Source organism: Gluconacetobacter diazotrophicus PA1 5, from assembly GCF_000067045.1.
GTDB classification, from domain to species: Bacteria; Pseudomonadota; Alphaproteobacteria; order Acetobacterales; family Acetobacteraceae; genus Gluconacetobacter; species Gluconacetobacter diazotrophicus.
In genome coordinates, this window is the sequence record NC_010125.1 from 2,523,442 (window position 1) to 2,545,267 (window position 21,826).

The window sequence follows — 21,826 nt, forward strand, 5'->3', positions numbered from 1 at the left end:
CGTCCCACTGCCGCGCCGGCCTGTCGCGGCCATGGACAAGGCCCGTGATCACGGCTACTGGCCTCGCGCGCCGCTGGGGCTTGACCGCTATCGCCATGGCTGGAAAACCGGGTGCGGCGGTTCGCGCCCCTGACTGTACACCACACGACCCGATGTCCGCCGGCCTGGCTGTCGAGGCATGGAGCACACCACCGGTCCCGAAGCCTGGGGCCCCGATCCTTTTCTCCATCAGATGCGCCGGCACCCGCACGACACGGGGGTGCCAGACGGCCGGGACAACCAGACACCAGACCATGCTCCACATCATGCCCCCGACCATTTCCGGGCCAGCCACCGGGTCAATCGCCGCCTGGGGCCTGGCGGCCCTCCTCCTGGCCGCGACCGTGGCCGCGCCGTCGGCCGCCCGGGCCGAGAATACCACCATGATCCGGGACGATCACGGCCGCCTGACGGTTCCGGAAAATTCCCCCATGGCGGCCCGCCTGGCCGTCGCCCCGGTCACGCTGACGAAACCCAGCCGCGCTATTCCCGTCCCCGGCGCGATCATGGCCGAACCCGCGCGCTCGATTTCCGTGCAGGCACCGCTGGCAGGGCATATCGTCAGCCTGCCGGTGGCCCCGGGTGATCACGTGACGCGCGGGCAGGTCGTGGCCGAACTGCTTTCGGGCGACATGGCGCAGGCCACGACCGACGAGGTCAAGGCCCGGGCGGCGCTCGACCTCGCCCGCCGCGCGCTGACCCGTGCCCAGGGCGTGGCGCAGGCCGGCGGCGGTGCCGTGCGCGACATCGAAGCCGCCCGCAGCACGTACCTGCAGGCCGTGGCCGAGGACGACCGCGCCACCGCCCGTCTGGCGGCATTGGGCGGCCAGCCGGGCGGCGGCGGCACGATGAAGCTGGTCTCGCCGGTCGATGGCGTGGTTTCGACGGTCAATACCGCCGCCGGCGCCAACGTCACGGACCCGACCGCGCCGCTGCTGACGATCGCGGACACGCGGGAAGTCTGGGCCGTGGCCAACGTGCCGGAAAACGAGGTCGCGACCATCCAGGCCGGCCAGCAGGCCGACATCTACGTTCCCGGCCTGCCGGGCGAGGTGCTGCATGGCGCCATCGCGGCGATCGAACCGACGCTGCACGCGGATACGCGCACCCTGCAGGCCCGCGTGGTACTGCCCAACGCGGACGGCGCGCTGAAGCCCAACATGTTCGCGACCGTGACGGTGGAAGCCCCGCAATCCCCCCGCATCATGGTCCCGCAATCGGCGCTGCTGATGAACAACGACACGGTCACGGTGTTCGTCGAGGTCGCCCCACACACCTACATGCGTCGGAATATCGATATCATCTATGACGACGGCGACCTGTGCGAGGTCGATTCCGGCCTGTCGGCGGGCGAGCGGATCGTCACCCAGGGCGCGGTGCTGCTGAACGATGATTAACCAGTTCATCGCGATCTGCCTGCGGCAGCGGCGCATCGTCTTTGCCGCCATGGCCGTGCTGGTCGCTCTGGGTGCCCTGGCGTGGCACCAGATCCCGGTCGAGGCCTATCCGGACCTGGGCGCGGTCAACGTCCAGATCACGACCCAGGTTCCCGGCCTGGCGGCGGAGGAGATCGAGCAGCAGATCACCATTCCGCTGGAACGCCTGGTGGCGAATACGCCGGGGCTGGTGGACAGCCGATCCAGTTCCACCTTCGGCCTGTCGCTGATCACCCTGATCTTCCGTGACGGTACCGACGTCTATTTCGTGCGCCAGCAGGTCGCGGAACAGATGGCGCAGGCCACGCTGCCGATGGGCGCCACGCCCTCGCTGGGTCCGGTCACCGGACCGTCGGGCGAGATCTACCGCTATACGCTGCAATCCGACAGCAAGAACCTGATGCAATTGTCGGACATCCAGAAATGGATCGTCATCCCGGCCCTGATGCAGGTCCAGGGCGTGGCCGCCGTCAATAATTTCGGCGGCTTCACCATCGAGTACCAGATCGTCCTGAATCCCTCCACGCTGTTCCGCTACGGGGTGGGGGTCAACGACGTCATCACCGCATTGCAGGCCAACAACGCCAATGCCGGCGGCGGCCGCATCACCCGGGGCGAGCAGTCCTATATCGTGCGTGGCGTCGGCATGGTCCACACCATGGCCGACATGGGCGCCATCGCGGTGACGCAGCGCAACGGCGTGCCGGTCCTGATCCGCGATCTGGGCCAGTTGCAGCTCGGCCACCAGGTGCGCGAGGGCATCCTGGGCATGAACGGCAATTCGGACACGATCGAAGGCATCGTGACGATGCTGAGCAAGCAGAATCCGTCGCTGGTGCTGCACGACCTGCACGGGGTCATCGACCAGTTGCAGGCCCGGCTGGCCCCGATGGGCGTGCGGATCGTCCCCTATATCGACCGCGACCGCCTGGTGCAGACCACGACCGACAAGGTCACCGACACGGTGGTCAAGGGCGTGGGGCTGGTATTCCTGATCCTGGTCCTGTTCCTGGGCAGCCCGCGCAGCGCCATCGTCGCCGCCGTCACCATTCCGCTGGCGCTGGCGACCGTGTTCGTGGTGATGCACCTGCTGGGAATGCCGGCCAACCTGTTCTCGCTCGGCGCCATCGATTTCGGCGTGATCGTGGACGGCGCCATCGTCGTGACCGAGGCCATCCTGCGCATCCGCGAGGAACACCCGACCCACACGATGGACGAGGAGGATATCCTTGCGGTTACCAAACATATCGGCAAGGCGATCTTCTTCGCGACGCTGATCATCATCGTCGCCTATGGCCCGCTGTTCGCGTTCGAGGGCGCCGAGGGAAAGCTGTTCGAGCCGATGGCCTTCACCGTCAGCTTCGCCCTGCTGGGGGCGCTGTTGTGCGCCATCACGCTGACGCCGGCCCTGGCCTACCTGGCCATGCGCAAGCCGCACCGCATGTTCCACAACGTCCCGCTGGAAAAGCTGCACCATGCCTATCGCCGCTGGCTGGGCCATATGGTGGACCGGCCCTGGGCGGCCTATCTGGCCGGGGCGATCGCCTTCGCCCTGGTGCTGTGGCTGGGCGGGCGCACCGGCCGCGAATTCCTGCCCGACCTGGACGAGGGTGCGCTGTGGCTGCAGATCCAGCTTCCCTCCGGCCTGTCCCTGGACAAGGCGGGTTCCATGGCGGACGAAATCCGGGCCGCGATCCATGCCTTTCCCGAAACCAGCTATGTGGCGACCCAGCTTGGCCGCAACGATTCCGGCACCGACCCCTGGAGCCCCTCGCACATCGAGGCACCGGTCGGCCTGACGCCCTATGCGACCTGGCCGCACGGCGAGAACCGGGTGCAGTTCGTCAAGCGCCTGCATGACCGGCTGGCGCAGATTCCGGGTATCAGCTTCGGCATCAGCCAGCCGATCGCCGATAACATGAACGACCTGGTCGGCGGGGCGCACAGCCCGCTGGTGCTGCGCGTCTATGGCGACGATTTCAAGGAACTGCGTCGGATCGGCAACCAGGTCGTCGATATCCTGAAACAGGTTCCCGGGACCGCCGACGCCTCGATCTTCCAGGAACCCGAAATCCCGCAGATGGACATCACCGTCGACCGGGCCGCGGCCGCGCGCTACGGAATCACCGGGACCGACGTGATGAACGTCGTGCAAAACATGGTCGGCGACGCCCCGGTCGGGCAGGTCTATGTGGCCGACCGGATCTATTCCATGACGGCGCACATGGAACGGCAGTTGAACAACAACCTGCCCGCCATCAACCAGATTCCGCTGACGGGGCTGAACGGCGCACGCATCCCGCTGGGGCTGGTCGCCCATGTCTCGCTGCAGACCGGCGAGGCCAATATCGCGCACGAGATGAACCATCGCCAGATCACCATCCGCGTCGATAACGGCCAGCGCCCGCTGTCGCAGTACCTGGCCGACGCGCAGGCCCGCATCAACAGCCAGGTCCATTTCGACGCCGCGCGTTACCATCTGGAATGGGCTGGCACCTTCCAGCAGGAACAGCGCGCGCAGGCCCGCCTGACGGTGGCGCTGGGGATCATGTTCGCGGTGATGCTGGTGCTGCTGTTCGGCCAGTTCGGGCGTATCCGGCAGGCAGTGCTTGTGCTGGCGGTGGTGCCCATGGCCACCCTGGGCGGGCTGGTGGCACTGAACCTGCGCGGCGAGACGCTGAACATCGCCACCGCGGTCGGATTCATCGCGCTGTTCGGCGTCGCCATCCAGAACGGCATCATCATGGTGTCGGCCATCAACCGCCTGCGCGACGAGGGCATGCCCCTGCGCGACGCGGTGCTGGAGGGGGCGAGCGAACGGTTCCGCCCCGTGCTGATGACCGCGACCGTCGCCAGCATGGGCATGCTGCCCGCGGCGCTGGCCACCGGCATCGGCACCGACGTGCAGCGCGGGCTGGCCACCGTGGTGGTGGGGGGGCTGGGCATCGCCACCCTGCTGACCCTGTTCATCCTGCCCACCTATTATTGCGAGTTGGAAGAATGGTGTGCCCGCCGCGACCCGCGCCGCGAAGCCCGCAAGGGAGGCGTGACATGACCGCCCGTACCGCCCGGCGTTGGCCGGCCCGGGGGGCAACCCTGATGTGCGGTGCCGGCCTGCTGGCCGGCCTGCCGGTCCTGGGCGGCTGCTCCGTGGGGCCGGACTTCCGGCACCCCGCCGCACCGTCCACCCATTTCGCCCAGGCGGGGCGCCCCGCCCATACCGACAGCACGGCCGACGCGGACGGCATGGCCCAGACCTTCAACCCCGGCCAGGACATTCCGGGGCAATGGTGGACCTTGTTTCATTCCCCGGCCCTGGACCGCCTGGTCCGCCACGCGCTGGACCACAGCCCGACGCTGGAAGCCGCCAGCCTGGCCCTGCGGGTGGCTCAGGAAAACCGCTCGGCAGCGGTGGGCGCCCTGTTTCCCAGCATCTCGGCCAGTTTCAACCCGGCCCGGTTCAAGACGTCGCGCGTCTACTCGCCGGTGCCCAACAACAATAGCTGGCTGTATACCGTCCACACAGCGCAGTTGAACATTTCCTACCAGCCGGATATCTGGGGCGGCATACGGCGCGGGATCGAGTCATCGTCCGCCCAGCGCGATGCCCTGCGCTACCAGCTTGAGGCCGCGTACCTGACCCTGACGGGCGAAGTGGTGCAGGCGGCGGTCGGCTATGCCTCGCTGCGGGCGCAGATCGACGCCGTGAAGGACCTGACCGCCGCCCAGCAACGGATTCTGGATTCCAGTATCCGCCAGCAGGCACTGGGCCAGTTGGCGGATGCCGACGTGGCCATGCAGCGCGCCCAGTTGGCCCAGGACCAGGCCATGCTGGTGCCCCTGCAGCAGCAATTGCAGCAGCAGCACGACCATATCGCCGCCCTGACCGGCGACATGCCGGACGACCCGACGCCGGATTTCACGCTGGACGCCTTCACCCTGCCCCAGGACCTGCCGGTCAGCCTGCCGGTGCGCCTGATCGACCAGCGCCCCGACATCAAGGTGGCCGAGGCGAACTGGCACGCCGCCTGTGCCCAGGTGGGCGTGGCCGTGGCCAACCGCCTGCCCAACATCCAGTTGAGCGCGCAGCCCGGCGTGGCCGCCGCGACCATCGCGCAATTGTTCACCCCCGGATACGGCCAGTGGATGCTGGCCGGCATGCTGAGCCAGCCCCTGTTCCAGGGCGGACAGTTGCTGCATGAGGAACGCGCCGCCCGCGCGGCCTACAAGGAAAGTGCCGCGCAATACCGTGCGGCGGTCGTGACCGCCGTGCAGGACGTCACCGACAGCCTGAACGCCGTCCGAGCCGATGCCTCGGCCCTGGCGGCCAATGCCAATGCCGAAAAGGCGGCAGCGCGCAGCCTGGGCATCACCCACGCGCGCCTGGGCCTGGGCGATGTCAGCCAGGTCGCGCTGCTGACCGCCCAGCAGACCGAATTGCAGGCCCGCCTGGCCCTGGTCCAGGCCCGCGCCGCCCGCCTGTCCGACACTGCCGGCCTGTTCCAGGCCCTGGGCGGTGGCTGGTGGAACCGGCAGGATATCCCGAGCGGCAAGAAACGGTCGGGCTGATTCGCTGATCGCGGCATGGTGATCCGGAAGACGGGCAAAAAAACCCCGTCTCCAGCGCTATAGGGAGCGAACAAAAAGCACGGCCGATCAACGGCCGGCATGCGAGGGCACCGCCCCATGACAACGCCGCTGTTGCAGCTTGTCGGTATCGAGAAGCATTTCGGCGGCGTCCATGCATTGCGGGGTGTCGATTTCACCCTGCTTGCGGGCGAGGTCCACGTGCTGCTGGGCGAGAATGGCGCGGGCAAGAGTACGCTGATGGGCGTCGTCAGCGGCGCCACCCGCCCCGACGACGGCCGCTTCCTGCTGAATGGCGAACCGGTTCATTTCCACACGCCGCGTGACGCGCAGGCGGCGGGCATCGTCATGATCCCGCAGGAACTGGACCTCGTGCCCGGTCTCGACATCGCCGCCAACCTGTTCCTGGGGCACGAGCCCGTCACGGGAATGCATACACTGGCCCATGCCCGCATGCGGCGCGATGCGCGCGCCCTTCTGGCGCGCGCGGGGGTCGACCTGGACCCCGCGCTGCGCATGTCCTCGCTGCGCATGGGGGAGCGACAACTGGTCTCGATCGCCAAGGCACTGGGTGCGGAGGCACGGGTGCTGATCCTGGACGAACCGACAGCCGCGCTCTCTGCCGGGGAAGCCGAGCATCTGTTCGCCACCATTCGCGAACTGCGCGGGCGCGGCGTCGGCATCATCTATATTTCCCATCGCCTGGAGGAAGTGCCGCAGATCGCCGACCGCGTGACGGTCATGCGCGACGGCGCGGTCGTGGGCGAGGCCGCGCCCGATGCGCCGCAGGCGACGCTGGTGCACATGCTGGTGGGACGCGACTTCAAGGATCTTTTTCCGCCCAGGGCAACGCAGGTCGGCCCGCCGCTGCTGCGCCTGGACCATGCGCGATTCGTGCCCACCGTTCCACGGGCGGGATGGCAGGCACCGCAGGACGTTTCGCTGTGCGTGCATGCCGGCGAGATCGTGGGCCTGTCGGGCCGGACGGGCGCAGGGCGGACGGAACTTCTCTCCGCGCTCTATGGCTTCGAGGCACGCGGCACGTGGGAGGGCACCGTCGAAATCGCCGGCCGCGCCGCCCGGCTGGGTTCGGTCGCCCGGGCGCGGCGCGCGGGCCTGGCCTACGTCACGGACGATCGCCGGGGTGCGGGCCTGATGCTGGGCCAGAGCGTCGGACGCAATGTCGTCATGTCCACCCTGGCACGGGTCACACCCTGGGGCATGGCCGCCCCCGTGCGCGAACGGATGGTGGTCAAGGGCGCGATCGACCGCTTCGACATCCGGCCACGACGGCCGGACGCGAAGGTCGTCAACCTGTCCGGCGGCAACCAGCAGAAGATCGTCTTCGCGAAGGAATTGCTGACGACACCGAAGATCCTGCTGCTGGACGAACCGACGCGCGGCGTGGATGTCGGGGCCAAGAGCGACATCTATTTCCAGTTGCGGGCGCTGACGGCGCAGGGTCTGGGCGTGCTGGTCGCCTCGTCGGAACTGCCGGAACTGATCGGGCTGTGCGATCGGATCGTGGTCATGAATCACGGCGTCACGGTTGCCGATTTCGCGGCCGACACAGGCGAGGATGCGCTTCGTGGCGCGGCCCTGGAAGGCGGGGTCGCCGCATGAGCGTGACCGACGCGGCATCCGGCCCGCCCCGTTCGGCACCGCGCCCGCTCCGTGCGCGGCTGGCGTGGCTGGTCCGGTTCCAGAGCCTTCTGGGCCTGGTCCTTGTCGCGGCGGGGGGAATCATATTCTCCCCCCGGCGGCACGGGCACATCCTGTTCCTGGCACCCGACAATATCGCCAACATCGTCCGTTCGATCTCGGAAACCGGTATCCTGGCGCTGGGCATGACCTTCGTGATCATCTCGGGCGGGATCGACCTTTCCGTCGGTGCGCTGCTGGGCCTGTCCAGCGTGCTGACCGCGTCCCTGATGGTCAATCACGGATGGGGGATCGCCACCACCCTGCCGCTGGTGCTGCTGATCGGAACGGCGTTCGGGCTGGTTCAGGGCGTGCTGTCCAATCGCCTGCGGATCCAGGCCTTCATCGTCACGCTTGCCGGGCTTCAGGCCGCGCGCGGCCTGGCGCTGATCGCTTCGGACAACAACTTCATCAACATCAATTACGGCACCGGCCCCGGCGACGCCCCCCCGGCCTTCGCGATTCTGGGCCAGCGCGTGTTCGGCAACATCTTTCCCGTGGCGACGCTGGTGTTTGTCGTGCTGGCGGTCATCGCGTCGCTGCTGCTCGATGAAACGCGGTATGGACGCTATGTCTTTGCCGTGGGCGGCAATGAACGCGCCGCCCGGCTGTCCGGCATCCCGCTGCGATGGATCAAGGTCACGGTCTATGGCCTGAGCGGCTTCTGCGCGGCGGTCGCGGGGATCGTGCATGCCGGGCAGTTCAGCTTCGGGAGTCCCAATGACGGTACCGGCTACGAACTGAATGCGATCGCCGCCGTTGTCATCGGCGGGACCGACCTGTTCGGGGGCGCCGGCAGCATGGTCGGCACCATCGCCGGGGCCGTCATGCTGGGCGCGCTGGCCAATATCCTGCAACTGAACGACGTCAGTGCCGCGATGCAGCTTCTGGCAACCGGCCTGATCATCGTCGGCGCGGCCGGACTGCAGACGTTCGTCGGCGCCGGAAACGGCACGCGCGCGTGAAATCATCCGTTGAAACCAAAAACAAGAACAAGAAAGACAAAACGATGATTGTCAGGATTGCCCCTGTCGTCGGCCTGGCGCTCCTCTTCCCGCTGGCGGCGGCGGCCGCCCCGCTGGCGAAGGAGTGCGGGCCGAACAAGAGCTATGTCATCGGGTTCTCGCAGGCCAACTTCAAGGAACCGTACCGGGCGCACGTGGATCATGAACTTCAGCGCCTGGTGAAGAATTATCCGCAATTCAAGCTCGTCATCGCCGACGGCCAGGCCAACGACAATACCCAGGTCTCGCAGGTCGAGAATTTCCTGACGCAGCAGGTCGATATCCTGTTCGTCTCGGCGTTCGAGGCCGCGCCGCTGACCCCGGCCGTCAGTGCCGTCTACGACAAGGGTATCCCGGTCATCGAACTGGACCGCAGGACGACGGGCGAAAAATTCACCAGCTTCGTCAGCGGCGATAATCGCGCCATCGCGCATGAAGCGGGCCTGTATGCGGCAAGCCTGCTGCCCGATGGCGGCGACGTCGCGATTCTGGAGGGGCTGCCCAGTTCCTCGCCGGCGATCGAACGGCTGGAGGGCTTCAAGGCCGGGATTTCCACCAACCCCAAGGTGAAGATCATCGCGGTCCAGCCGGTCGACTGGATGCAGGACAAGGCGGTGGAAGTGTTTTCCGCGATGCTGCAGGCCCATCCGGACATCAAGCTGGTCTATACCAGCAACGATCTGGCCGCGGCAGGCGCCTATATCGCGGTGAAGCAGGCCGGCAAGCTCGGCCAGGTCAAGATCATCGGGACCGACGGACTGCCGGGACCATCCGGCGGCATCCGCGCGGTGGCCGAGGGTCAATGGACGGCGACCTACGTGTACCCCACCGGTGCCGCCGAAGCCCTGGACCTGGCCAAGAAGATCCTGATCGACTGCGCATCGTCCGTCCCGCGCCTGGTCACGGTGCCGACGCAGCGCATCGATGCGAGCAACGCCAAGGAACTCTACGCCAAGGGGGAATGACCGATTGCTCTAACTGTTTGGTCCCGGGATTTGGTGGTGCATTATTTTCACATGAGTGGAAGGATGCGCTATGGGCCAGGTTCACCACGGAAGCGCCACGACGACAGCGGCAGTCCGTCGAGCGATACAACATAGTCAAGAGAGCCTGAGGGTTCTGGCGAAACGCTACGGGATCAACCCGAAGACGGTCGCCAAATGGAAGGGGCGGACCGATACGTCGGATCGACGCACCGGTCCGAAGGTCGCATCCTCAACCATCCTGTCGACCGAAGAAGAAGCGATCGTTGTGGCCTTCCGTCGCCATACCCTGCTGCCTCTTGATGATTGCCTTTATGCGCTTCAGGCGACGATCCCGCATCTGACGCGATCTTCCCTGCACCGTTGTTTTCAGCGCCATGGGATCAGCCGCCTGCCCGAGACCGAAGGCGACAAACCAAGACGGTCGAAGTTCAAGAGTTATCCGATCGGCTATTTTCACATCGACATTGCTGAAGTCCGCACTGAAATGGGGCGCCTTTATCTTCTGGTGGCGATCGACCGGACCTCGAAATTCGCTTTTGTCCAATTGCACGAGAAAGCGACACGTCGCGTTGCCGGTGACTTCCTGCGTGCTCTGGCCGCTGCGGTTCCCTACCGCATCCATACCGTGCTGACCGATAACGGCACGCATTTTACCGATCCGGCCGGCAATGGATGGACACCCGAAGACATCAAGGCCATGCGGGCGGATGGTGTCCTGTTCCGGTGCCACTCTTTTGAACTGGCCTGTGCTGATCTCGATATCGAGCATCGACTGACAAAGCCGCGACATCCCTGGACGAATGGCCAGGTCGAGAGGATGAACCGCACGATCAAGGACGCCACCGTCAAGCGCTTCTACTACGAAACACATGACCAGTTGCGTCAACACCTCGCCGACTTCGTTACCGCCTACAATTTCGCCCGCAGGCTCAAGACCCTGCGCGGCCTCACTCCATATGAATTCATTTGTCAGCAGTGGGAAAAAGAACCATCACGGTTCATACATAATCCGCACCACCAAATCCCGGGACAAAACATCTAACAGACCAGCACGCTGCCGACCTCACGGCAGGCGGCCTGTGGGGCGCCCTGCCCGTTTTGAATGGTCCACGACCCGGGTCCGGTCCGCTGGGCGGTGAAGTGCCCGCGCATCGCGGCGGTCTGCCGGTCGATATCGGCCTGCAGGGCCTGCTTCTGGCGCTGTCTGTCCGGGGGCGTGGTAGCATCGGGCGCAGTTTCCTGCTGCCGGCGCAGGGCATCCAGTTGCGCGCGGTCGCGTTCGATCGCCCGCAGCCCCTGCTGCCGGGCGGTGAATTCCTGCCGCTGGATTTCCGTCTGCAATTGCATGCGCCGCTGCGCCTGTTCGGCGGGATTGACCCCGCACCCGAACGGCCCGGCTGCGCACCCCACCTGCGCGCGCGCCGCCGGGATGCCTGACAGAACGATGCCCAGCAGCCCGGCCAGCACCAGCGCGCGCCGGGACACGGCTTACGGGCCCGGTGCGGCGAAGCGCGCGGCCAGCCAGCGATGCATCAGGTCGTAGGACTGCCGGGCCGCGGCGGGGTTGTAGCGGCACAGGCCGGTGGGCGCCGTGGCCTCGGTTTCCGTGAAGCAATGCACGGCGTGGCCGATGACCACGAACTGCCATGGTGTCGGCGTCTGGCCCATCTCGGCCAGGAAGGATGCGAAATCGGGTGACGTCGTCCGGTCGTCGGCCCCGTTCATCGCCAGGACCGCGGCGTGGATGCCGCGCGCCAGCCCCGGATCGTCGGTCGTCAGGTTGCCGTGGAAAGAGACGACGGCGCGCACATCCGCCCCGCTGCGCGCCAGGTCCAGCACCGCCGTACCGCCGAAGCAGAAGCCTATGGCCGCCAGCCGCGACAGGTCGATCGGCGCCGTGCCGGCCAGCGACTTCAGCACCGCCAGCGCCTGCGCCGCACGCCGCCGCATCAGGACCCGATCGCCCATCAGCGGCTTCACCGCCGCCATCGACTGCGCATCGTCGGTGGGCCGGACCGAGGCACCGTACATGTCCGTCAGCAGGATCACGTAATCCCGCCCCGCGATCATCCGCGCCTTGTCGATGGCGATGGCGTTCACCCCGTGCCAGTTGGGCACCATGACCAGCCCCGGCCGCCGGGCCGAGACCGCATCGTCATAGATCAGCACGCTTTCGAACCGCGTGCCGTCCAGGGTCCAGGCGACGGGGCGCGTCACCATGCGCGCCCACGCCCCGCCGGAGGGGGCACATACTGCCGCCACGACCAGGCCCAGCACGGCGAAAAACCGCACGGATCGCATCATTCCGCCCCTCCCCCAGGCCGCCATTACGCCACCCGCGCAACCTCGGCGATCAGCCGGTCCACGATCGTGGGATCGGCCAGCGTCGACAGGTCGCCCAGCCCGTCCAGTTCGTGGCAGGCGATCTTGCGCAGCAGCCGCCGCACGATCTTGCCCGACCGGGTCTTCGGCAGGTCGGGCACCAGATAGACGCGCTCCGGCACCGCGTAGCGCCCCACGCCCCTGGTGACGGCCAGCGCCGCGGCCTCGGCCAGGCCGGGCTCGGCCATGTCGCGCGCGACCGCGAACACCACCAGTCCCTGCCCCTTCAGGTCATGGGGGATGCCTACCGCCGCGCATTCCACGAAGCGATGGTCGGTGGCCACCACGTCCTCGATTTCGGCCGTGCCGATACGGTGGCCGGACACGTTGATGACGTCGTCGATCCGCCCGGTGATCCAGTAATAGCCGTCGGCGTCGCGCCGCGCCCCGTCGCCCGAGAAATAATAGCCGGGGCTGAAGGTGAAATAGGTCTGGCGGAACCGCGCATGGTCGGCCCAGATCGTCCGGGCCTGCCCGGGCCAGGATCGTGCCACGCACAGGCAGCCCTCGCCCTCGCCCTCGATCACCGCGCCCTTGTCCGTCAGCAGGACGCAGGCTACGCCCGGCAGCGGCAGGGTCGCCGCCCCGGGCTTCTGCGGCACCGCGCCGGGCACCGGGGCGATCAGGATGCCGCCGGTTTCGGTTTGCCACCAGGTATCGACCACCGGGCAGCGTCCGCGCCCGACCTTCTCGTGAAACCACAGCCACGCATCGGCACTGATCGGTTCGCCCACGCTGCCCAGCAGGCGCAGGCTGTCCAGCGCGTAGCGGTCCACCACGTCGTCGCCGTCGCGCATCAGCGCGCGGATCGCGGTCGGCGCGGTGTAGAAGGTCGTGACCTTGTGGGTGTCGATCACCTCCCACCACCGGCCCGGAGCGGGGTGGGACGGCAGCCCCTCGAACAGCACGACGGTGCTGCCATTGGCCAGCGGGCCGTAGACGACATAGGTGTGGCCGGTGATCCAGCTGATGTCCGCCGTACACCAGAACACGTCGCCCGCCCGGTGATCGAAGACCAGTTCGTGGGTATAGGACGCCCAGACCATGTAGCCGCCGGTGGTGTGGACCATGCCCTTCGGCTTGCCGGTGCTGCCCGAGGTATAGAGGACGAACAGCGGGTCCTCGGCCCCCATGATTTCGGCCGGGCAGTCCTCCGCAGCCTGCGCCAGCAGCGGGTTCAGCGGCAGGTCGCGGCCCGCGTGCATCGGTACCGCCGCCCCGGTCACGGCCAGGACCAGCACGTGGCGCACCTGCACGCCGTCACGGGCCACGGCGTCGTCCATCGTGGCCTTCAGCGGAATGCGCTTGGCGCCGCGCCGTCCCTCGTCGGCGGTGATCACCACCACCGCCCCGCTGTTGACCAGGCGGTCGGCCAGCCCTTCCGCCGAGAACCCGCCGAACAGCACGACATGCACCGCGCCGATCCGGGCGCAGGCCAGCATCGCGACCACGCCCTCGATCACCATCGGCAGGTGGATCGCCACCCGGTCGCCCCGCCCGACGCCCAGCCCGCGCAGGACGTTGGCCATCCGGCACACGCGCTGGTGCAGCGCCCGGTAGGTCAGGCGTTCGACCTGTCCCTGATCCTGCCCCTGCCAGATCAGCGCGACCTGGTCGCCCCGCGTCACCAGGTGGCGGTCCAGGCAATTGGCGCTGGCGTTCAGCGTGCCGTCGGCGAACCAGCGTATCGCCACGTCGCCCCCGAAGGTCGAGGACGACGCGGTCGTCGGCCGGACCGCCCAGTCGATGCGCCCGGCCTGGTCCAGCCAGAACTGATCGGGATGCTGCGACGCGGCATCGGTCATCTGGCGCAGGCGGGGGGCATCGACGGCAGCCTGTGCCGCGAACGAGGGTGGAACGGGAAAGGTCTCTGCGTGTATCACGGTTTATTCTATTCGCCTGTCATGGCCGGTAGGGAATCCGGCTTCTTGAATGGGAGGGTATAGACGGTGAATATAACGGTTTCACCCTTGGGAGACGAGCCCATTCCCGCCCCCTTCATGGCAGATCACCCCGGCGGTTCGGGCGCGAATGTGAACGGCAGCGAATCCCGCTGGTTGACGTCGGGCGCCAACCGGTGATGCAGGGGAGGAAAGGCCCGCGAACGACATTCGGTCCAATCACATAAATGGCAGGATATGCCGACAGGAATCGCCGGCGCCTGTAAATTCAGGCGATCGGAATACACGATTTCGGCAGCGCGGGTGATGTCGCAGCCCATGGCGACGGCATGAACGGGCTGCACGTCGTTCCAGCCGGTGGAAATGCCCGTCACGGTCCGCGCGAAACACAAAAAGGTCCGGCCGTCGGTGAACTGCGCCACCTGCGCCTGGATCACGCCGGGGGTGGAAAAGCAGGTATTGGCATTCCATTGCGGGCAGGAATGGCCCTGGCGCGGCACCGGAAAGCCGCAGGCGGAAAAGCTCTTCGTCATGTTCCCCGCCGGATCGGTCCGCACGAAGAAGAACGGCACCCCGCGTTCGCCGGGTTTCTGCAATGTGGACAGGCGCTGCGCCGCCTGCTGGTAGGATACGCCGAACCGCGCGGACAGGATGTCCAGATCGTGGCGCAGGGCCGTTGCCGCGGCCAGGAAGGGCGAATAGGGCATCAGCAATGCCGCCGCCGCGTAGTTCACCAGCCCGATCTGGATGACGATCCGCGCCTCCTGCGTGCTGGGTGCGATATCCTGCAGCAGATGCTCGATCGCGTCGCGTCCCTCGATCAGCATCAGTTGGAAGGCCAGCTGGAACCCCCGGCTTTCACGCGGCAGCAGATCGGAAAGCTGCAGAAGCCGGCTGTCGGGATCGTAACGGCGGAACGCGCCGTCCAGGGCCGCGATCCGCACCACGATGCCGTGGTGCTGGCGCAGCCGGGTCGCGATCATGTGGTTGCTTTCCGACGGCGGCAGGGCCTCGCCGTCCGGCAGCCGCGCCGCGCGGGCCATGTCGGCACGCACCTGTTCGGCCGCCGCCTCCAGTTCCGGGAAGAAGTTCAGCCGCTCGTCATAGACCAGCCGTGCTTCTTCCTGCGGCAGGATGACCCGCGTGCCGGTCGGCAGCATCAGGCGTGTCGCGTCATGATGGGCGGCACGAAAGGCCTGATGCAGGGTCAGCACCGCCCGCGCGGCCTCGGGTTGTGCCGCCAGGACCGCGATCTCCTGCGCCGGCACCGCGTGCGCGCCCAGCAGCGGGTCGGACAGGGCCTCGTGCAGCAATCCCCGCAATCGCTGTTCGTCCACGCCGGACAGGGCTTCGATGGATACGTCCAGCGCCCGGGTCAGCTTGATCAGCAGCGAGGCCGTGACGCTGCGCTGATCGTGTTCGATCAGGTTCAGGTAGCTGGGCGAAATGCCCAGCCGCGTCGCCAGCCCCTGCTGCGACAGGGACCGCTCGGACCGAAGCCGGCGAATGATGTAACCGATGCGGGTCGGCGCCATGGCGATTTACTCTTTTTACAAATATTCAAAACAGTATGTAAATAATTTTACACCATTCATGATACGCTATCCTGTTTTACATGGCATATCATTATCCCTTCTCATTAAATGATGGAACAGACGATCGAAAAGGGAGATCCGTCAATGTCCATCGACACCATTGCCGCCTTCATGGCCGACCCCGAGCGCTTCGCGGGCATCAAGCGCGATTATGACGCGCGCGACGTGGCGACGCTCTCCGGCTCGTTCCGCATCCGCCACACCCTGGCTGAAATGGGTGCCGCGCGCCTGTGGCACCTGCTGAAGACCGAACCCTACATCAACGCGCTGGGCGCGCTGACGGGCAACCAGGCGATGCAGCAGGTCAAGGCGGGGCTGAAGGCCATCTACCTGTCCGGCTGGCAGGTCGCGGCCGACGCCAACGTGGCGGGCGAGATGTATCCCGACCAGTCGCTGTACCCCGTGAATTCGGTGCCCACCGTGGTGCGGCGCATCAACAACGCCCTGCGCCGCTGTGACGAGATCGCGACGCAGGAGGGCGATCGCGGCCAGTACTGGATGGCCCCCATCGTCGCGGATGCCGAGGCCGGGTTCGGCGGCCCGCTGAACGTCTTCGAGCTGATGCGCGCCCTGATCGCGGCCGGCGCGGCGGGCGTGCATTTCGAGGACCAGTTGGCCTCGGAAAAGAAATGCGGCCATCTGGGCGGCAAGGTGCTGATCCCGATCGCGCAGCATATCCGCTCGCTGAACGCGGCGCGGCTGGCGGCGGATGTCGAGGGGGTGCCCACGGTCCTGATCTGCCGCACCGACAGCCACGCGGCGCAGCTCCTGACCTCGGACATCGACGAGCGCGACCATCCGTTCCTGACCGGCGAGCGCACGCGGGAAGGCTTCTTCCGCATCCGCGAGGGGCTGGGCGTCGAATACGCCATCGCCCGTTCGCTGGCCTATGCGCCCTATTGCGACCTGCTGTGGTGGGAGACGTCCGAGCCGAACCTGGAGGAAGCCCGGCAGTTCGCCGAGGCCATCCACAAGCAGTTCCCCGGCAAGATGCTGGCCTATAACTGCTCGCCGTCCTTCAACTGGAAGAAGAAGCTGTCGGCGCGCGACATCGCGGACTTCCAGCGCCGGATCGGGGCGATGGGCTACAAGTTCCAGTTCGTCACCCTGGCGGGCTTCCACAGCCTGAACTATTCGATGTTCAAGCTGGCGCATGGCTACGCGGAACGCGGCATGGCCGCCTATTCCGAGTTGCAGGAAGCCGAGTTCAGCGCCGAGGTCGACGGCTACACCGCCACCCGCCACCAGCGCGAGGTCGGGACCGGCTGGTTCGACGCGGTCGCGACCGTGGCCGGCGGCGGCCATACCTCGACCGCCGCGATGGCCGGTTCGACCGAGACCGAGCAGTTCCATGCCGACCTGTCCTTCGACCGGAACAAGACGCCGGTCTGATGAACCGGCGGCCGGGGGCGGCCGGGCCGCGTGCCCGGCCGCCGAACCCGACCGCAGACCCGACCACAGACCAGACACCGGAAGACAGACCCGAAAAAGGGCCCGAAAAGGGGAAAGACCATGTCCCGTCGCACGATCGGCCAGCTTCGCATCCATCATGCCCTCGATGCCTTCGTCACGCACGAAGTCCTGCCGGGAACCGGCGTTTCCGCCGACCGGTTCTGGATGGGCCTGTCGGACATCGTCACCCATTTCACGCCGAAGATCCTGAACGCCCTGGCGCGCCGCCGCCTGTTGCAGCAGGCCGTGGACCATCTGCTGACCGCACCCGGATTCGATCCCGGCGATGTCGGCGCGCAGATCGACCTGCTGCGCACCGTCGGCTATCTGGAGCGCGAGCCGGAGAGCGTGTCGATCGCCACCCGTGACGTCGATGCCGAAATCGCGCGCATCGCCGGGCCCCAGCTTGTGGTTCCCGTCACCAACGCCCGCTATGCGCTGAATGCCGCCAACGCCCGCTGGGGCAGCCTGTATGACGCGTTCTACGGCACCGACGCCGAGCCGTACGACATGCAAGGCGTTCCCACCGCCGGCTATGACACGCAGCGCGGCGAGCGGGTGATCCGGCGGGTACGGCTGCTGCTGGACGAAATCATGCCGCTGACGCGCGGCAGCCACGCCGACGTCGCGCGCTATCGGGTCGAGGACGGCCGGTTGACGGCGGCGCTCGACGACGGCGCGCCGCCGGCCGGCCTGCGCCGTCCGGCACAGTTCGCCGGATTCCAGGGACCGCCGGACGCGCCCCGGGTGGTCCTGCTGCGCAATCACGGCCTGCATCTGGAACTGCGCTTCGACCCGACATCGCCGATCGGCAGCCGGGACCGCGCCGGGATATCCGACGTGATCGCGGAATCCGCGATCAGCACCATCATGGATTGCGAGGACAGCGTTTCGGCGGTCGATGTCGAGGACAAGATCCAGGTCTATCGCAACTGGCTGGGCCTGATGCAGGGCACCCTGACCGCGTCGTTCCGCAAGGGCGGCCGCCTGCTGGAACGGCGCCTGGCCCCCGACCGGCACTACACCGCGCCCGACGGCACGCCGCTGGTGCTGCCGGGGCGCAGCCTGATGCTGATCCGCAATGTCGGCCACCACATGTTCACCGATGCGATCGTGGACACTGGCGGCCACCCGGTGCCCGAGGGCGTGCTGGACGCCGCCGTGACCGCCGTCATCGCCCTGCACGACCTGCGCGGAACGTCGCGCACCACCAACAGCCGGACGGGATCGATCTATATCGTCAAGCCCAAGATGCACGGGCCGGAAGAGGTCGCCTTGTCCGACGCCCTGTTCGCGCGCGTCGAACGGGTGCTGGGCCTGGGGCCGAACACCATCAAGATGGGCATCATGGACGAGGAACGGCGGACCAGCGCCAACCTGGCCGCCTGCATCCAGGCCGCGCGCGAGCGGGTGGTGTTCATCAATACCGGCTTCCTGGACCGCACGGGGGACGAGATCCATTACTGCATGCAGGCCGGCCCCGTAGTGCGCAAGGCCGACATGCGCGCCGAGCCGTGGATGGCGGCATACGAACAGCGCAACGTCGCGATCGGCCTGGCCTGCGGGCTGAAGGACCATGCCCAGATCGGCAAGGGCATGTGGGCGATGCCGGACCGCATGGCCGACATGATGACGCAGAAGATCGCCCACCCCCGCGCGGGCGCCAATACGGGCTGGGTGCCCTCGCCCACCGCGGCGACGCTGCATGCGCTGCATTTTCACTTCGTCGACGTGGCGACGGTGCAGGCGCGGATGGAAAACGTGCCGCCGGCCGCCATCAAGGGGCTGATGACCCTGCCGCTGGCCGATCCGGCGGCGTGGTCGGCGGCGGAGCGCCGGGCCGAACTGGACAACAACCTGCAGGGCATCCTGGGTTATGTCGTCCGGTGGGTGGATATGGGCATCGGCTGTTCCAAGGTGCCGGACCTGGACGATGTCGGCCTGATGGAGGACCGCGCGACGCTGCGCATTTCCTCGCAGCACGTCGCGAACTGGCTGCATCATGGCGTGGTGTCGCAAGACGAGGTCCGGGCGTCCATGATCCGCATGGCCGCCATCGTGGACGGGCAGAATCGCGACGAGCCCGGCTATCGCCCGCTGGCCGACAACGCAGGCGGCCCGGCCTTCCGCGCCGCGTCGGACCTGGTGTTCAAGGGCGTGACCCAGCCCAACGGCTATACCGAGTCCACGCTGCATCGCTGGCGCCGGGTGGCCAAGGACGGCGCCGCCGCGGCGAACCGGACGGTGCCGGAACTGGACCGGGCCGTTCCGTAACGGGGTGATCGAACGGGCGGCGGGCGGCCGGTCAGGCGCGCAGATGCTCCAGCCGCAGCCGCCCGCGGGCGTCGCTCAGCCGTGCCGCCGTCAGTCCGGCCGACAGGACGGCGCCGATCATATTGCCGGTGACGATCAGGCTCATCAGCACGATCTGGTATTTCGATGCCTCCAGCGGATTCATGCCGGCCAGGATCTGGCCGGTCATGATCCCGGGCAGGGTCACGATCCCGGCCGCCGCCATCTGGTTCAGCGTGGGGATCAGCGCGGTGCGGATCGCCCGGCGGATCAGGCTGTTCATCGCCGCGGCCCGCGTCGCGCCCAGGATGATCCGGGCCTCGATCGCCGCGCGCTCGCCCACGACCGAGGACAGCAGCGTGTTCATCGACAGGCTGGTCGCGTTCATCACATTGCCCAGCAGCAGCCCGGTCATGGGGATGGCCGTGCGCGCCTGGTACCAGGGGTGCGGCTGCAACGCCGTCAGCAGCCCCACCAGCACCACAACACTTGTCCCGGCCGCCGTACTGACCCCGCCGATACCGAAATGCCAGCCCGGCGTCAGGCGGACAAGTTGGCGGGACCCGACCTCGCAGGACGCGGCGGCGAACATGAACGCCACCACCAGCAGGGTCAGCCAGATCGACGATTTTCCGAACACGAACACCAGCACGCTGCCGGTCAGGATCAGTTGGGCGGCCATGCGCACCGCCGCGATCGCCAGCGTGCGATGAATACCCAGCGACAGCATGACCGACACCACGATGCAGCCGGCGATCAGGCCACCCGCCAGGACCAGGTCCCCGGTCGTCAGCAGGATCGGCGTCACGAACCCACCCGGGCGAAGCGGCCATGCTCCATATGGCACCGAAGGTCGGCCATCCGGTCGGCCTGTCGCGGATCGTGCGATATCAGGACGATCGCCACCCCCCTGGCCTTCTCGGCGTGCAGGATGGTTTCCACCTTGCGCGTCGTCGCCTCGTCCAGCGCCGAACAGGGTTCGTCCAGCAGCAGCACGCGCGGGTCCTGGCGCAGGCCGCGCACCAGGGCCAGGCGCTGCCGCTCGCCGGTGGACAGGCGGTGCAGCGGATCGCGCAGCAGGCCGTCGCGCAGCCCGGCCCGCGCCAGCAGGTCGCGCGTGCGCGCATCGTCGGGCAGGTGATCCAGAACCGAATCCGACCACCATCCCGGTTCGGCCGGACAATATACGACCTGCCGGCGCCACAGATGGGCCGGCATCGCACGGCACAGCCTGCCGTCCAGCGCGACGTCGCCCTGATGGGGGTCCAGGTCTGCGATCATGCGCAACAGCACCGTCTTGCCGGCGCCCGACATGCCGGTCAGGACCAGGCAGGCACCGCCCGGCACATCGAAATCGACCGGCCCCGCATGCGGATTACATAACCCGCGCACCGACAACCCGCGTGGGGCGATCCCACGAGGGAGGGTACCGCCACATGGCGGGAAAGAAGACGGTTCAAACACTGTAATGCAATCGACCTGTTTTCTGGACGGACCAGAATACCAGATAGACGAAAAGAGGCCGTCTGGAAGCCGGATTCAGTCGATTGCCCAGGAGCGGATCGCGATCGGGTCATTTTCCTGCCGTGGGACCCAACCACACGACAGGAAAAAACCGTTACGAGATCTTATGATTCGGCAGGCGGCCGATGCGCCCTGGGCGTGCCGAGCGGCACGGTTTCGAAACACAGGGAATCCGCGACGGGGGGATAACCGCGGGACGGTGCGGATTTAACCTGATCCTGCGCGGAGGAGGACCGGTCAGAATCGACTCTGTTCTCTGGCTGCATGGCTGGATCTCCCGTGGAAATGCCTGATTCAACCATGCCCGGCGGCAAAAGTTCCGCTACCGTGGCGGCTTTCCGCCGCCCCGGATCGAAACAGCCGGACATCGCAAGACCACGATGCCGGCCAATTGTGACGATTTCGTGACGATATCGGAACCGCGATCAGTGCGCGCGAACGGCCGTGACCTCGATTTCGACCAGCCAGCCGGGGTTGGCCAGGTGCGCGACCTCGAACGCCGAGCGCGTCGGCAGGTTCGGCTGCGCCTTCGTTCCGAAAAACTCGGTATAGGCCTTCATCATTCCCGGGAAGTCGATCTTGCCCAGCTTCGGATCGGCGACCATGTAGATGTGCATCTGCACCACGTCGCCCATCGTCAGCTTCAGCTTGGCCAGTTGGCCCTGAATCTGCGTCAGCGCGCCACGGACCTGGGTCTCGGTGTCACCGTAGGCGGCCAGCGTCATCGGCTTCGCCGACTTGTTCACCGGCTGCGCGCCCGTGCCGCTCAGATAGATCGTGCTGGCGCCGGGGGGGACCTCGATCGCCGTGGCGATCGGAAAATGATCGGCGGGGTAGCGCACGATATCCGCCGCCCGCGTCGGGGATGCCATCCCCACGCCCAGGACAGCCGCCAGCGCGGCGGCGCCCGCCATTGTCTTGACCATC

General features: G+C 67.2%; 16 protein-coding genes. 9 read left to right on the forward strand and 7 right to left on the reverse strand.

Annotation, left to right across the window (positions count from 1 at the left end; genetic code table 11):
- Window positions 1-293: 293 nt before the first annotated feature.
- The 7 genes from GDI_RS11615 to GDI_RS11645 all read left to right on the forward strand — a co-directional run bounded on the left by GDI_RS11615 (window position 294) and on the right by GDI_RS11645 (window position 10,795).
- On the forward strand, window positions 294-1,436 hold the full coding sequence (locus tag GDI_RS11615; protein WP_012226433.1) for an efflux RND transporter periplasmic adaptor subunit: 1,143 nt from the start codon (window positions 294-296) through the stop codon (window positions 1,434-1,436).
- Complete coding sequence (locus GDI_RS11620) at window positions 1,429-4,530, forward strand: efflux RND transporter permease subunit (RefSeq protein WP_012226434.1); 3,102 nt, start codon at window positions 1,429-1,431, stop codon at window positions 4,528-4,530. Before GDI_RS11615 ends, GDI_RS11620 begins: the two co-directional genes overlap by 8 nt.
- Window positions 4,527-6,044 carry an efflux transporter outer membrane subunit gene (locus tag GDI_RS11625; RefSeq protein ID WP_012226435.1) on the forward strand — a complete coding sequence of 506 codons (1,518 nt, stop codon included), beginning with the start codon at window positions 4,527-4,529 and terminating at the stop codon, window positions 6,042-6,044. The genes GDI_RS11620 and GDI_RS11625 overlap by 4 nt, the downstream gene beginning before the upstream one ends.
- A gap of 117 nt (window positions 6,045-6,161) precedes the next feature.
- Window positions 6,162-7,685, forward strand: a complete 1,524-nt coding sequence (locus GDI_RS11630) for a sugar ABC transporter ATP-binding protein (protein WP_012553291.1) — start codon at window positions 6,162-6,164, stop codon at window positions 7,683-7,685.
- Entirely contained in the window at window positions 7,682-8,728 is a 1,047-nt protein-coding gene (locus tag GDI_RS11635; RefSeq protein ID WP_012226437.1) for an ABC transporter permease, read from the forward strand. The genes GDI_RS11630 and GDI_RS11635 overlap by 4 nt, the downstream gene beginning before the upstream one ends.
- Before the next feature lie 44 nt (window positions 8,729-8,772).
- The gene (locus tag GDI_RS11640; protein WP_173363376.1) at window positions 8,773-9,732 is read left to right on the forward strand and encodes a substrate-binding domain-containing protein; all 960 of its coding nucleotides are present in this window, start codon (window positions 8,773-8,775) and stop codon (window positions 9,730-9,732) included.
- A 70-nt stretch (window positions 9,733-9,802) separates the two neighbouring features.
- Window positions 9,803-10,795 carry an IS481-like element ISGdi9 family transposase gene (locus tag GDI_RS11645; RefSeq protein ID WP_012226443.1) on the forward strand — a complete coding sequence of 331 codons (993 nt, stop codon included), beginning with the start codon at window positions 9,803-9,805 and terminating at the stop codon, window positions 10,793-10,795.
- Here the strand turns inward: GDI_RS11645 and GDI_RS11650 are convergent.
- From GDI_RS11650 to GDI_RS11665, 4 genes are all read right to left on the reverse strand, one after another.
- Window positions 10,792-11,238, reverse strand: a complete 447-nt coding sequence (locus GDI_RS11650; RefSeq protein ID WP_012226445.1) for a hypothetical protein — start codon at window positions 11,236-11,238, stop codon at window positions 10,792-10,794. The genes GDI_RS11645 and GDI_RS11650 overlap by 4 nt on opposite strands.
- Before the next feature lie 3 nt (window positions 11,239-11,241).
- A complete protein-coding gene (locus tag GDI_RS11655; RefSeq protein ID WP_012553293.1) occupies window positions 11,242-12,057 on the reverse strand; it encodes a dienelactone hydrolase family protein in 816 nt (271 codons plus the stop codon).
- Window positions 12,058-12,080: 23 nt separating this feature from the next.
- On the reverse strand, window positions 12,081-14,018 hold the full coding sequence (gene acs, locus GDI_RS11660) for an acetate--CoA ligase (protein WP_012226453.1): 1,938 nt from the start codon (window positions 14,016-14,018) through the stop codon (window positions 12,081-12,083).
- Window positions 14,019-14,143: 125 nt separating this feature from the next.
- Window positions 14,144-15,571, reverse strand: coding sequence for a helix-turn-helix domain-containing protein (locus GDI_RS11665; protein ID WP_012226454.1), 1,428 nt, complete (start codon window positions 15,569-15,571; stop codon window positions 14,144-14,146).
- A 144-nt stretch (window positions 15,572-15,715) separates the two neighbouring features.
- On the opposite strand from GDI_RS11665, the gene aceA reads away from it, so the two are divergent.
- Both aceA and GDI_RS11675 read left to right on the forward strand, forming a co-directional pair.
- Entirely contained in the window at window positions 15,716-17,023 is a 1,308-nt protein-coding gene (aceA, locus tag GDI_RS11670; protein WP_041249421.1) for an isocitrate lyase, read from the forward strand.
- A 120-nt stretch (window positions 17,024-17,143) separates the two neighbouring features.
- Window positions 17,144-19,357, forward strand: coding sequence for a malate synthase G (locus GDI_RS11675; protein ID WP_012226457.1), 2,214 nt, complete (start codon window positions 17,144-17,146; stop codon window positions 19,355-19,357).
- Between the two features lie 31 nt (window positions 19,358-19,388).
- Here the strand turns inward: GDI_RS11675 and GDI_RS11680 are convergent, their stop codons facing one another.
- The 3 genes from GDI_RS11680 to GDI_RS11690 form a co-directional block, all read right to left on the reverse strand.
- On the reverse strand, window positions 19,389-20,183 hold the full coding sequence (locus GDI_RS11680; protein WP_012226458.1) for an ABC transporter permease: 795 nt from the start codon (window positions 20,181-20,183) through the stop codon (window positions 19,389-19,391).
- Complete coding sequence (locus GDI_RS11685; protein ID WP_012553299.1) at window positions 20,180-20,773, reverse strand: ABC transporter ATP-binding protein; 594 nt, start codon at window positions 20,771-20,773, stop codon at window positions 20,180-20,182. Before GDI_RS11685 ends, GDI_RS11680 begins: the two co-directional genes overlap by 4 nt.
- Before the next feature lie 551 nt (window positions 20,774-21,324).
- Entirely contained in the window at window positions 21,325-21,825 is a 501-nt protein-coding gene (locus tag GDI_RS11690; RefSeq protein ID WP_012226461.1) for a RidA family protein, read from the reverse strand.
- Between the last annotated feature and the right edge of the window lies 1 nt (window position 21,826).

Bases quoted from the DNA above. Each gene is read 5' to 3' on its own strand.
- GDI_RS11615 (WP_012226433.1), top strand. From the start codon at position 294: ATGCTCCACATCATGCCCCCGACCATTTCCGGGCCAGCCACCGGGTCA.
- GDI_RS11620 (WP_012226434.1), top strand. From the start codon at position 1,429: ATGATTAACCAGTTCATCGCGATCTGCCTGCGGCAGCGGCGCATCGTC.
- GDI_RS11625 (WP_012226435.1), top strand. From the start codon at position 4,527: ATGACCGCCCGTACCGCCCGGCGTTGGCCGGCCCGGGGGGCAACCCTG.
- GDI_RS11630 (WP_012553291.1), top strand. From the start codon at position 6,162: ATGACAACGCCGCTGTTGCAGCTTGTCGGTATCGAGAAGCATTTCGGC.
- GDI_RS11635 (WP_012226437.1), top strand. From the start codon at position 7,682: ATGAGCGTGACCGACGCGGCATCCGGCCCGCCCCGTTCGGCACCGCGC.
- GDI_RS11640 (WP_173363376.1), top strand. From the start codon at position 8,773: ATGATTGTCAGGATTGCCCCTGTCGTCGGCCTGGCGCTCCTCTTCCCG.
- GDI_RS11645 (WP_012226443.1), top strand. From the start codon at position 9,803: ATGGGCCAGGTTCACCACGGAAGCGCCACGACGACAGCGGCAGTCCGT.
- GDI_RS11655 (WP_012553293.1), bottom strand. From the start codon at position 12,057: ATGATGCGATCCGTGCGGTTTTTCGCCGTGCTGGGCCTGGTCGTGGCG.
- GDI_RS11665 (WP_012226454.1), bottom strand. From the start codon at position 15,571: ATGGCGCCGACCCGCATCGGTTACATCATTCGCCGGCTTCGGTCCGAG.
- aceA (WP_041249421.1), top strand. From the start codon at position 15,716: ATGTCCATCGACACCATTGCCGCCTTCATGGCCGACCCCGAGCGCTTC.
- GDI_RS11675 (WP_012226457.1), top strand. From the start codon at position 17,144: ATGTCCCGTCGCACGATCGGCCAGCTTCGCATCCATCATGCCCTCGAT.
- GDI_RS11690 (WP_012226461.1), bottom strand. From the start codon at position 21,825: ATGGTCAAGACAATGGCGGGCGCCGCCGCGCTGGCGGCTGTCCTGGGC.